This window comes from Paenibacillus sp. B46(2026), assembly GCF_056786355.1.
In genome coordinates this window covers 3,624,573-3,637,503 of record NZ_CM165907.1, presented here as the reverse complement: position 1 = coordinate 3,637,503, position 12,931 = coordinate 3,624,573, and the positions used below count along the sequence as shown (strand labels likewise).

At 42.5% G+C, this 12,931-nt stretch carries 11 protein-coding genes and 1 pseudogene; all 12 read right to left on the bottom strand.

Annotated elements, in window-relative coordinates:
* Positions 1-114: 114 nt before the first annotated feature.
* The 12 genes and pseudogenes from AC1S8V_RS16150 to AC1S8V_RS16095 all read right to left on the bottom strand — a co-directional run bounded on the left by AC1S8V_RS16150 (position 115) and on the right by AC1S8V_RS16095 (position 12,895).
* Positions 115-1,980 (bottom strand): beta-glucoside-specific PTS transporter subunit IIABC, encoded by a 1,866-nt coding sequence (locus AC1S8V_RS16150; protein WP_482069890.1) that lies wholly within the window; start codon positions 1,978-1,980, stop codon positions 115-117.
* Between the two features lie 146 nt (positions 1,981-2,126).
* Complete coding sequence (licT, locus tag AC1S8V_RS16145; RefSeq protein ID WP_145325385.1) at positions 2,127-2,966, bottom strand: BglG family transcription antiterminator LicT; 840 nt, start codon at positions 2,964-2,966, stop codon at positions 2,127-2,129.
* Positions 2,967-3,460: 494 nt separating this feature from the next.
* Positions 3,461-3,894, bottom strand: a pseudogene (gene tnpA / locus AC1S8V_RS16140) (IS200/IS605 family transposase).
* A gap of 319 nt (positions 3,895-4,213) precedes the next feature.
* The gene (locus tag AC1S8V_RS16135; protein ID WP_127549284.1) at positions 4,214-4,543 is read right to left on the bottom strand and encodes a metal-sensitive transcriptional regulator; all 330 of its coding nucleotides are present in this window, start codon (positions 4,541-4,543) and stop codon (positions 4,214-4,216) included.
* 239 nt (positions 4,544-4,782) lie between these two features.
* The gene (locus AC1S8V_RS16130; protein WP_482069889.1) at positions 4,783-5,022 is read right to left on the bottom strand and encodes a glutaredoxin family protein; all 240 of its coding nucleotides are present in this window, start codon (positions 5,020-5,022) and stop codon (positions 4,783-4,785) included.
* 33 nt (positions 5,023-5,055) lie between these two features.
* On the bottom strand, positions 5,056-5,259 hold the full coding sequence (locus AC1S8V_RS16125; protein WP_482069888.1) for a heavy-metal-associated domain-containing protein: 204 nt from the start codon (positions 5,257-5,259) through the stop codon (positions 5,056-5,058).
* A gap of 5 nt (positions 5,260-5,264) precedes the next feature.
* Positions 5,265-5,894 (bottom strand): nitrite reductase, encoded by a 630-nt coding sequence (locus tag AC1S8V_RS16120; RefSeq protein ID WP_482069887.1) that lies wholly within the window; start codon positions 5,892-5,894, stop codon positions 5,265-5,267.
* Between the two features lie 16 nt (positions 5,895-5,910).
* A complete protein-coding gene (locus AC1S8V_RS16115) occupies positions 5,911-6,789 on the bottom strand; it encodes a DUF8832 domain-containing protein (RefSeq protein WP_482069886.1) in 879 nt (292 codons plus the stop codon).
* A gap of 28 nt (positions 6,790-6,817) precedes the next feature.
* Positions 6,818-9,256 carry a heavy metal translocating P-type ATPase gene (locus tag AC1S8V_RS16110; protein WP_482069885.1) on the bottom strand — a complete coding sequence of 813 codons (2,439 nt, stop codon included), beginning with the start codon at positions 9,254-9,256 and terminating at the stop codon, positions 6,818-6,820.
* A gap of 29 nt (positions 9,257-9,285) precedes the next feature.
* Positions 9,286-9,486: a cation transporter gene (locus AC1S8V_RS16105; protein ID WP_482069884.1), complete on the bottom strand. Its 201-nt coding sequence runs from the start codon at positions 9,484-9,486 to the stop codon at positions 9,286-9,288.
* Positions 9,487-9,759: 273 nt separating this feature from the next.
* On the bottom strand, positions 9,760-10,647 hold the full coding sequence (locus AC1S8V_RS16100; protein ID WP_482069883.1) for an RCC1 domain-containing protein: 888 nt from the start codon (positions 10,645-10,647) through the stop codon (positions 9,760-9,762).
* A 316-nt stretch (positions 10,648-10,963) separates the two neighbouring features.
* Positions 10,964-12,895: a fructose-1,6-bisphosphatase gene (locus AC1S8V_RS16095; RefSeq protein WP_482069882.1), complete on the bottom strand. Its 1,932-nt coding sequence runs from the start codon at positions 12,893-12,895 to the stop codon at positions 10,964-10,966.
* Positions 12,896-12,931 lie beyond the last annotated feature (36 nt).

The following is a 12,931-nucleotide window of genomic DNA, read 5'->3' as shown; positions in this document are numbered from 1 at the left end:
GTGCGCCTCTTTTCGTATGTGGGTATTGTTCTTTGGTCGGAACAACGATTCCCAGTATACTAAAGGCGCATTTTTCATTCAAAGCTCAAATTACTTCATTACAGGAATGGCTCCTTATATGATCTTAATTAGTTTTTCCCCGATCGTAATCGATGGTTTGTCTATACCAATTACATCTGTAAAGTCATCTGAATTCGTAACAATAATAGGTGTAGTCAGATCATAACCTTTGGCGGCTATTGCATCTGTATCGAATTCGATAAGTAAATCCCCAGCTTTTACTTCATCACCTTCTTGTACATGCACCTTGAAATGTTCACCTTTCAGCTTCACCGTGTTCATGCCGATATGAACAAGGAGTTCAGCGCCATTATTCGAGCTAATACCGATTGCGTGGAAGGTAGGGAATACTGCGGATATTACACCATCGGCTGGTGAAACAAGCTTTCCAACTGTAGGTTCAATGGCGATCCCTTTTCCCATAGCTCCAGTTGCAAAGGCTTCGTCCTTTATTGTTGATAACTCTAGAACTCGACCAGTCATTGGTGCTGTGAGTACATGTTCAGAAACACTAACAACAGGCACACGGTTTGTTGAAGATGAATTGGCTGGTGTTCGTTGATCCTCTCCATCCTCAGGCACATCTTCAAATCCTAAAATAAGCGTCATCAAGCAGGTAACAACAAAGCCAATGACCAGACCAATTGCTGCATGGATTAGGTTCCATGGATTATCTGTGATAAATGCTGGTAACGTAGCCAAGCCGGCAATGCCTAGAGCAGATCGAGCTACACCGAACAAGCCAACGTATATTCCGCCTACAATACCACCAATGACAACAGCGATCAGTGGTTTTTTTAACCGTAGATTTACACCAAACAATGCAGGTTCGCTAATTCCTAACAGCGCAGTTACGCTAGTAGAGTAAGCAACTTGTTTAAACGCTTTATTTTTGGTTCTTAATGCGACCGCGAGCGCAGCTGCACCTTGAGCAATATTGTGTACGAGCATACCTGGGCCAACAATGCCATCGGTTTTTGTTTGTGCATAAGCAGTGAGGACAACGGGTCCCAAACTATAGTGCATCCCCGTCAGAATCAGGAAAGGGAATGCGCCGCCAATAATACCAGACACTAACCATCCTGCGTGTGTATTGACATAGGATACAGCAGAAGCAAGGTAGTTACCGGCAATCGCACCCAATGGTCCTAGAATAATTAATGTTAGAGGTGCCATAACAAGTATTACAACTAAAGGTTTCAAAATGGATTTGATCACGGAAGGAGAATACTTTTCAGCAAATCGTTCCACATATGACAGGATCCATACAGCTAGAATAATTGGAATAACGGAAGAAGAATACGTCGCTTGTGTGACAGGCAGACCGAAGAACGTAACAGGCTCACCCGCAGACATCAACGCCGAAAAGCTAGGATGTAACAAGATACCCGCAATTGTTAACGCAAAGCCCACATTAGCTTTAAGTTTAACAGCAGCACTCCAAGCGAGCAGCATTGGCAAGAAGTAATAAGCCGCATCCCCGACGAAAGTCATAATCGTATTAAATTGACCGTCAAGGTCAACGAGATCAAAGGTTTTCAAAATAAGAAGAACTGCCTTAATCATGGCGCAACCGATCATCGCCGGTAGGATGGGTGTGAAGATTCCGGAAATCGTGTCCAGGACAGTGGAGACTTTTCCTTTTTTCACAGTTGGAGCATCATTCTTGCTTGTAAAGTTCCCTAGTTGCGCAAGGGCTTTATAGACGTTGTTGACCTCATTACCAATAATTACTTGATACTGACCTCCACTACTGGCAACGCCCACAACTCCTTGTACGTTTTTCAGTGCTTCGTTGTTTGCAATCGACTCGTCTTTTAAGTTAAAGCGCAGCCTGGTAGCACAGTGTGTAACACTTTCAATGTTTTTTTCACCACCAACAAGTTTTAGAATGTCGGTAGCCGTTTGTTCATGTTTCATTTTTGTTCCCCCTTCAAAGTATTCTTTTACAAAAAAAGACCTAGAGTTCTATCGAATATAGATATGCTCTATACACGATGGAACTCTAGGTCTTGCCTGCATCACCAGTAACAATCCTAGTATAGTCATTATGGAGCGATGATGGGTCAATCCCTTTCTTCATCAGTCACCCTTTTGATATGAACAGTTAAATATACCAATTCGTCTTCGGTTAATTCTTTCCCATAGTCTACCCGAATCAACTGCGCAATTCTTAGACTACATTGGTACTCTAGCTTATATTTTTCTTTAATAATATTGAGGAAATCGCTATCATTACTTTTCATCACCGTATTGTTAAACAGACGATAGGCAAAAAACTTTAGATGCGTGATCAGTCTGGAGTAGTGAAGGGAGCTTTCGTTAAAGTGAATTTTGAACTGATAACGAATAATATTTAAGACCTTTTGAATCAATTGCGTGATCTTCATGGTATCTTCCATTTCAGATCCGAGTTCTGCATTGACAATATGAAGCGCAATAAAGCCGGCCTCATCTTCAGGCAACGTAATGTTGAATTCTTGATTAATCATATCCAAAGCCTTCAAAGCCACTCGATACTCATTGGCGTAGAATGCTTTAATTTCAGACAATAACGCATTGTTGAAGTTCATTCCCTGTTTATAGCGTGATACGGCGAAGTTAATATGGTCTGTTAGCGTCAAATATATATTTTCATTCAGCTCTTTATCCAAGGACTGCTTGGCATATTGAATAATACTATCGGACACACGGATGTACTCCATCGGAATCTGCGCGAGCAGGGCATATAATTTGCCAGTTACATTTTTGGACTTCAGGAAAAATTCTTTCTCAATCTTCTCTGTGTCCACATCGTCTCCTTTTTTCTTCTGAAAACCAATGCCACTTCCTAGAAGCATCATCTCCTGACGTCTTTCATTTACAGCGCAGACGACATTATTATTAATAATTCGCGTGATTTTCATACGAATCTCCTTTTAAAATGAAACGTTAACAGAATTTAGCAAATAAAAAAAGACCATTAATAGTGCACACATGGTATTTATACTCTACATGTTTGCATATTAATCGGTCTTGCCTGCTGATCAGTAACAATCCTGATTATATTCATTATTTACTTGTACGATTATCTTAGTGGAAGGCGTTAAATTTGTCAATATAGTCATTTAGAGTACTTTCTATAACTCAAAACGATGCTATATCACCCAAATATTGACGTTAGTGTGGAAATCCGCTCGCACCTGGACTAACTCGCAGGCTTGGTCTCTTCCAATGCTGCCTATTCAAGTTTTAACTACATGTGTTTGTCAATAAATAATCAGAACCACCCGTCCAACGGGTGGTTTGCTCTTGGGATATAACCCCCTGTTGCCAAACTGCGCCTAAAGAAGCTAGCCTGACAACAGGGCTGTTCAGGCTCAGTGTTATTTGTCACTTTCACTTACCAGTTAAACTGGTTTTACTTCTTTTTACTCCGATTACTGCTGAATGGATCTTCGTATTCTTTTACACTCAGCTTATCTAACGCTTGATCATGTGCTTCTTGCTCTCGAATATACTTCTTTACCGTAGCTCATTTAACCCCACTGTACTTACATAGTATCCTTCTGCCCAAAACTTTCGATTCCCGTATTTATACTTGAGCTGGGCATGCTTTTCGAAGATCATGAGCGAACTTTTCTCCTTTAGATAGCCCATAAATGTTGAGACTGCAATCTTCGGTGGAATCGCTACCAGCATGTGGACATGATCGGGCATCATATGACCTTCTATAATTTCTACTCCCTTGTACTTGCATAGACGTTTGAATATTTCAATTAAATCTTTTCTGACTTGATTATAGATTTCTTTCCGTCTATACTTCGGGGTGAATACAATGTGGTATTTGCACATCCACTTTGTGTGAGCTAGGCTGCAGCTCTTGTTTGCCACCCTAGACCATTCCTTTCACCCAGCCTGAACATCTAATTTTATCGGAACGGTCTTGGTGCTCAAACCTCAGGTCCCTCCACCCGCATAGCGGGGTTTTTTTGTTTCGCGTGTTACACGCACTCAACTGGCTAAAGCCATAAAATAAAAAAAGCCGCTATAATAGCGACTCAACGGGAGCATATTCTTGTTCCTGACATTCTTTCCATCACTAACCCTAATAAAATTAACCTTGATGGGGCATTTGCCTGAATACAACAAGAGGTACCTCCAATATTCTAGCTTATTTAATTAACTTATTTACAGTGATCATCAATTCATCCAAAACTTTGTGATCGCCTTCTGAAATGCGTTCAATGACACAGCTTTTCATATGATGTTCCAAAAGCTGCTTTCCTACTCCATTCAACGCGGATTGAATGGAGGCAATTTGGTGCAACACGTCATCACAATACGTATCCTTCTCAATCATTCCTTTTACTCCACGCACTTGCCCTTCAATCCGATTCAACCGGCTAATTAATTTTCGCTTCGTACTCTCCGAATGATGGCTTTTCCGCTCGTTTGAAGATGTATGGTCACATGAGGCGTCCTCAAGTATCGTATCATCCATGTAGATCAACTCCTTTATTACACATTACCATCCCCCCCTACCCTATGTAAAGGGAGTAAGAAGTATCATGGTACGTGCTAAGAGAACGGCTTGTCATCAACCAAGATTGAATCGGTTGGGCAACCATCTACTGCATCTTGTAAGCATATTATACCCTCCCCTCCTACAACGATATACCAGTCAAAGGGCTATTTCTATTAAGAATAACCCCGGTCAAAAGTTGACCGGGGTCGTAAGAGTTAATTAACTAACTCACTGATTTCAGTTAGATTTTCGGCAAAGCCTACAAAGACCTTATCTCCAATGACAATGGTTGGAACAACCTGTTTGCCAGTCAACTTCCAGACTTCCTCAGCGTACTTGACATCTTCTTCACAATTGTAATCCGTATAGGGAAGTTCATGCTCTTTAAAGTAACGTTTAGCATAATTGCAATCGCTACAGGATGGGATTGAATAAATCTGAATGGATTCCGTCATGCCCAATTACTCTCCCTTGTATTTCAATATATATTACGCTCCGACGTTATATCCTTTTTTACGGACCGCTTCTTCAATTTCAGCGATTTGAATTTTAGATTCGTCAAATCGGAGTTCTACTGTTCCTTGTTCAAAATTAACGTGGCCTTCAGCGCCAAGAGCGCTAATTGCACCTTCAATTTTAGATACACAAGAACGGCAAGACATACCTTGAATTTTTACAGTTGCTTCTTTCACTGTTTTCACCCCCTTTCAAGAGTCATAGACTTCAAGTTTTCCAGTGTCATTCGATTAACGAATTTGCTGAACTTTTCTTTGCCTTTCGCATGCATCTTATAATAATCAACAATTGCGGTGACAAAAGGAATAAGCTGATCCTCCGTTAGTCCGGAACTTAGCAGCGTGGCAAAGGAGGGTTTAAGCCCCTTTAACTCGCCACCAACATAAACATCGAACTTATCGCGCATCTTTACGACCCCAATATCTTTAATCAACGGTTCACTAGTGCCTAAGGCGCATCCTGCATATCCAATCTTGAGTGGTGCAGGCGTATCGATACCGGAAATGGCTTGATTTAAATTTTTGGCTGTTTCCATGCCTGCTTCTTCTGCACCTCTACAAAAGTTGCAAGCGATCAGACTTTTGGTTACAAATCCTGCAGGGTTTATTTCAAGACCGTGATCCTCAAGTTTATTTTTGATCTGATCTCGTTGTTCAATCGATACTTCTGCGTAGAGTTGCTTAAAGGGTGTCATCTCCACTTTTGAATCTGGACCAATAATCTCGCCAATTTTAACTAGTTGCTCCGGAGTGAATAAGCTTCCACCAAGTTGGATTGCTGGACTAATCGCTATTTTAATTTTATCTCCCATGCTCATACCTCTCTACTCACTTTACATTTACGACGAAAGGTACTGTAAAGACTTCCCCATCATGTTGGAATTGACCCCAGATTTTATAGATTCCGCTATGCGGGAAGGAGGTCATAAATTCCGCTTTTGGACCTGTTGCCTTTTCCTCTGTTGGATGAACATGCAGATATTGCTCTGCATCCTCAGAAAGGATAACAACATGACCTACAGCACCGAGGTATTGTTCCAGATTATTGATCCCTTCGTCCGTTTTCGCATCCATGATATTAAAGGTCAGATTTACGTCTTCATTGGCCTTTGTGCTACTCACTGAAAGTTCAATTTTTTTATCATCCACTTCTTTTACAAGATTGGAATCCGCTTGAACAGGCTTTTGGGCTTTTTCTTGTCCCCCAACATTCACCCATTCACTGAGTGTAGTACTCGCTCCACCTTTTGGAACAAAGTCGGCAAGGATTTTGTATTCGCCACCGGCTAGAAATGAAGTTTCCATCGCAAACTTTCCATCGCCTTTATAATCAGGATGAATGTGATTAAAGTAAGAAAGATCTTTACTCACCACGATAAGGTGCATTCGTTTTTCGTGGCCCATTTCAAATTCATTAACCGGATTTCCATCGGCGTCCGTGATTTGGATTGTCAGATGCGAATTTTCATTGGCCTTCACATCTGATGCAAAGGAGAACGAGGCTTTAAGGGTACTTGCTGTTGAATCAGCATGAGGCCCTGCATGATCATGACTCGCACCTTCAGTTTCAGAATTCATCTCAGTATGATTCATACCACCATGTCCATCTGTATGTGCACTTTCTTTAGGGGTTCCGCAAGCAGACAACACACCGAAAGCTAAAACACCGGTTAACATTAGCATGATTTTTTTACTCCTCATCATCATTATGTTCGCTCCTATTCTAGTACTTTGACTAGTGACGTACTTTTACGCGTTGCAATCGCAGGGCGTTCAGAACGACGGATACCGAACTCAAGGCCATCGCTGCGCCTGCAACCCATGGTGCTAACAGACCGATAGCTGCAATAGGGATGCCTAAAGTGTTGTAACCAAGTGCCCAGAACAAGTTTTGCTTAATGTTGCGCATGGTCTTACGACTCATGTAGATAGCATCAGGAATACTGGATAGATCGCCGCGCATGAGTGTTACATCAGCTGCTTCCATCGCTACATCTGTCCCAGTACCAATCGCCATACCAATATCTGCAGTTGCCAAAGCCGGTGCATCGTTGATACCATCGCCAACCATCGCCACTTTCTTCCCTTGAGATTGCAGTTTTTTCACTTCTTCCGCTTTTCCTTCAGGCAAGACCTCTGCACGAACGTGGTCAATACCTACTTGAGCAGCGATGGCTTTTGCCGTCCGTTCATTGTCACCTGTAATCATAATGACCTGAATGCCCATTTCTTTCAGACGGCTCACTGCAGCTTTCGAAGTTTCTTTAATTGTGTCTGCTACAGCGACCATACCTGCATATTGACCATTAATGGCAACCAGCATCGCAGTTTTGCCCGCTTCTTCCAAACGTGACATCGAATGATAAGCTGCTTTTGCATCGATATTATACTTTTCCATCAGTCGACGTGTACCCACGAGTAGCTGTTTACCTTCAACCATTGCCTGGATTCCGAAACCCGGAAATGCTTCAAAGGATTGTGTTCCTGGTAGTTCGATATTTCGTTCCTGGATGCCCACAACGATGGCTTCTGCAAGTGGATGCTCAGAATTTTTCTCTGCAGCTCCAACAAGTTTCAGGAATTCATTTTCATTGCCAAGAGCGACGACGTCAGTCAATTCAGGTTTACCTTTTGTAACAGTACCGGTTTTATCCAGAAGGATCGCATCAATTTTATGCGTCTGCTCCAGATGCTCCCCGCCTTTGAACAACACCCCTAGTTCAGCCGAACGACCAGACCCCGCCATAATGGATGTTGGGGTTGCAAGTCCAAGTGCACAAGGACATGCGATAACAAGAATCGCAATTGCTTTTTCTAACGAACCTGCAAAATCACCTGGTGTAACCCAGAAGTACCAAACCACGAAAGCAACTATTGCAATCCCTACAACGATCGGGACGAATATGCCCGAGATCACATCGGCTACCCGCTGAATTGGTGCTTTTGATCCCTGAGCTTCTTCAACAACCTTAATAATTTGTGCAAGAGCGGTTTCTTTACCTACTTTGGTTGCTTTGATCCGAAGAATACCGTTTTTATTAATCGTAGCTCCAATCACAGCATCTCCGACTTTTTTCTCTACTGGAAGGCTTTCACCCGTAAGCATGGATTCATCTACAGATGAGATCCCTTCCAGCACCTCTCCGTCTACAGGTACTTTATCTCCTGGACGAATAAGGACAACATCTCCTACAATGACTTCATCCACTGGAATGGTAAGTTCTTTGCCATCCCGAACCACTAATGCCGTCTTCGCCTGCAGACTCATTAGTGATTTAATAGCCTCTGATGTTCGACCTTTCGCAAGTGATTCAAACAATTTACCCATAAGAACCAATGTAATAAGGACCGCACTCGTTTCATAATAGAGGGATGGACCATGATGCATCCCGTCAGCCATACTTGACCATTGAATGGTCAAATACAAACTATAGAAGTAGGCTGCAGAGGTACCAAGTGATACCAACACATCCATGTTGGCACTCCCGTTTCGGAGAGCCTTATACGCACCCACATAGAACTGTCTACCAATATAAAATTGTACTGGTGTAGCCAGAATTAGTTGGAACCACGGATTCATAAACAATTCCGGTACATAGATCCATGAAGTGAACGAGAAGTGACCTACCATAGTCCACAACAACGGCAAGGAAAGAATCGCCGAAATCAGTAATTTCCGTTTTTGATTACTCAGTTCTTTAGCACGATGGTCACTTGCACCATTACTGGTACCGTCTTGCTTGACGATCGCCGTATAACCGAGTTTTTTCACTTTGTTTTTCATGTCTTCGATGGAAACTTCACCAGGGGAAAATTCAACTCGGGCAGTTTCCATGGCCAAGTTTACTGAAGCGTTAGTAACTCCGGGCAGCTTATTCAGGCCTTTTTCAATTTTGTTCGCACATGCTGCACAGGTCATGCCTTCAAGATTGAATTGCGCAACCTCTGATACGGAACCATATCCAAGTTTTTTGATTTTTTCCTCAAGTTCTTTCATTTCCACTTTCGTGGGATCATACGTTACACTTGCCTTTTCCAAAGCAAAGTTAACATTTGCTGATGTGACCCCGTTCATTTTACCGAGGCCTTTTTCGATTTTGTTTGCACAAGCTGCACAGGTCATACCTGTAATTTGTATACTCGACTGTTTTGTCTGAGCCTCTGCTGTTGCCACAATAACTCACTCCCCTCATCGTCCATTACTTACGCTACTTCGTAGCCTTGCGCTTCAATAACTTCTTTAATTTGCTCCAAGGAGACTTGATTTTCATCATACGTCGCTTCAACCGAATCATCACTGAGGTTCACCTTGCCACTCACTCCGATTTCTTTCAGAGCACCTTCGATGGAGTTTACACAATGTTGGCAGCTCATACCTTGTACATTCAAAACAATGTTTTTCATCTTATTTCGTCCCTTCTTGTGGGTGATTTTTTGGTTTAGTTTGACCTAAACGATGGGCTAAACTCTCGAGGCCAGTTTTTCAGGTCTCATCAAGCTCTTGTACAATACAATACCCCCCTACCCTATATTAGTCAACATATTTTTATACCCCCATACCCTATATGGACTATCTTTCTCGTTAACTCAATGAATTTATGGAGAGAAGAACCGATTATCTGTACGCTGATCGGTAATCGGACCATGATCTTGTCCCTCGATATAACATTCCCTTATTTATTGTTTGATGCTACTCCATAATCTTACATCACATTGTCCATAATCATTATCACCCACAGCAACCATCGTACCATTCGATTTCAGTCCAATTGTATAGGCACACCCCGCAGAAATAGCTCGAATTTCGTGCCAGCTACTTACATCGCATTGGTGATGTTTATTCGAACCCACAGCAACCATTGTACCGTCAGACTTAAGACCAACGGTATGATAACTCCCCGCTGCAACTGCTACAATATCGCGCCAACCGCTTACGTCGCATTCACCTTCATTATTTCTACCCACAGCCACTACCGTGCCATCCGATCTAAGCCCAACCGTATGAAGATACCCCGCCGAAACAGCTAATATGTCGCTCCAGTCGTTTATGCTACATTGGTTATACTTATTGTTACCAACTGCTGTTACCGTTCCGTCTAATTTTAGACCGACTGTATGCCAGTCACCCGTCGTGACCGATACAATATCGCGCCAGCTGCTCACGTTGCATTCCCCTTCATTATTTCGCCCCACCGCAACCACGGTGCCATCTGATTTAACCCCAACAGTACGGCACCAACCTGCCGAAACGGTTACTATATCGCGCCATTCGCTTACATTGCATTGGTCATGCTTATTCCAACCTATAGCTGTTACCGTACCATCAGATCTAAGACCAACTGTATGTGCATTACCGGTGTTCGTAGCCATATGAACATTACCAGCAGCAACTGCGACGATATGGCACCAATCGCTTACCTTACATTGACCGTATTTATTATCACCCACAGCTATTACTGTTCCGTCAGATTTAAGAGCAACGGTATGACGACGACCTGCCGCTATGGTACAGTTACGGAACCGTTTCGTCTCAAACACTGCTTCCTTCCGTGAATTGTAGTCCATATCTTCCTCCCCTCTACCAATTGAAATCCTCTGTTAGCTCAACAGTAAGTTATAAAGTTCAACGTTCATATCTTTCACAGAAAACAGTCAAGAGGACACTAACATATTATTCTTATTCGACGTTGTATCTAATACCCTAGCTGTCAAGATAGCGGAACCAGCAGGCATATTCGCATTTCCTCTGCGTTGTTAAATCGCTCTGTAAAAAAAGAAAGGCTCGCACAGACAGGGTATTATTACTTCCCTGCCCAATACGAGCGTCTACGTCAAATTGCACTCAAACAGTTGATCCGGATGTGTACTTTTAGCAATCGTTTCATTTCATGTAGCGATAGTCTAATAGATCCTTCAAATTTGAGATTTTCTGCAGCAGCTTTTCTCCGACATTGGTTTCCCTCACCAGCTTCCGCGCCAGTTCTTTGTCCACCAATCTTTTTAGAGATAACACGTCCGTTCCGTTACATAACACATCTTCTTTTGAATTAAATTTCTTATGGGCGACGAGCTGCATGCCAAAGGAATTGTACAACAAGGTATATCCGGCAATGCCCGTTGTGGATTGATAGGCTTTGGAAAAACCGCCGTCAATCACGATCATTTTTCCGTTTGCTTTTACAGGATTCTCTCCACTAATTTCTTTGACTGGCGTGTGGCCGTTAATGACATGTCCATGATCTGGATTCAAATCAAACTCCTGCAAGATTTTTCGACAGATCTCTTCATTTTCACGTAAATGGTAGTAAGGATTCTTTCTCTCCTTATGTGCTTCTTTATCTTGGATAAAATACCGTTCAAAAGTGGTCATTTCTCTCTTTCCAAAGAGCGAGGAGCATTCCCCTGTCCAGATGTACCATACCATATCCGTCGCCAGATCTTCTGTCTCTTCCGGATGCGCAAAGGCGTAACGTAAATAATCTTCAAAAACATCAAGCAATTGACGGCCCGCATATGTCTTGTCTTCAATCTGCATTTCTTCCATATTTCCCTCTTCATCCAAAGGAATACAGCCGTGGATTAACAAATTCCCGTTGTATTTTAAATAAAGGCTGCCCTTTTTCATGAGAAAATTCATATGTCTGGCCATCTTTTCGGAATGCTGAACGGAAAACAGCAGCTTTTCCATCACCTGGCGTTCTTCCTCCAGCAATTGTTCAGGCTTCTGCGGATTTACGGTTGCGAAACAGGTGTTTTCCAGCAGGTACGTTTTACCGCAGATATTGATTTCATTGTTGTCGTAATCAATCTGCTCCAGCAAAAGTCTTTCAGACATATTAAAGTATGGGCGTCTCTTGATAATCGGGATTTCAAGTTTAAACTGAATCATGGCAATGGCTTGGTGAATTTTGGTGATCTGCAGAATTTCCTGCTCCGATACATTATGGCCAGCCTGCAGCTTAGGTCTGAAGGGTGGATTGTCTTCATAATATTTCTCCGCCAGATTTAGCAGTGGGCGCAGATTGATTCCGTATACATCTTCAATGATGTCCAGATTGTCGTACCTGGCGCAGATTCGAATAATATTCGCAAGGCAGACCAGAGAACCTGCGTAGGCTCCGATCCAGAGGACATCATGGTTCCCCCACTGTATGTCTACAGAATGGTAGTTGATCAGTGTATCCATAATTTTATCGGGGTACGGCCCCCGGTCATAGATATCTCCAACCACATGAAGATGGTCAACCACCAGGCGTTGTGTCGTATAAGCAAGGCCGATAATGAGATTGTCCGCCTGGCCCAAGGATATAATTTGCCGATATATTTCCTCGTAATAAGGATCCTTATTGTTGGTCGAATCCGTCTTGTATAAAAGCTCTTCTACAATATATACATATTGCTCAGGCAGAGCTTTACGCAATTTTGAGCGTGTATACTTGGAAGAGGCATAAGAAATAAGCTTAAGCATGTGTTCAATTGTTAGTCTATACCACTGGTTCAAAGCCTGTTTATTGCTCAGTTCCCCTATAACCAGCTGTATTTTTTCTTCCGGGTAATAAACCAACGCCGCAAAATCATTGATTTCTTGATCCGTCCAAACCTCTCGGAATAATTCTTTGATTTTCTCTTTGACGGTACCCGAACCGTTTCGTAGTACATGCTGAAAAGCCTGAAACTCCCCATGCAAATCACTGACAAAATGCTCGGTTCCCTTCGGGAGATTGGAGATCGCTTCAAGGTTGATGATCTCTGTTATGATTTTTTCTTCCGTATCATACTTCTCGGCCAATAAATCTAGAAACTGCTCATCCAAAACAGATGTCCCCCTTCAAGGAAGTATGGTGTTGTA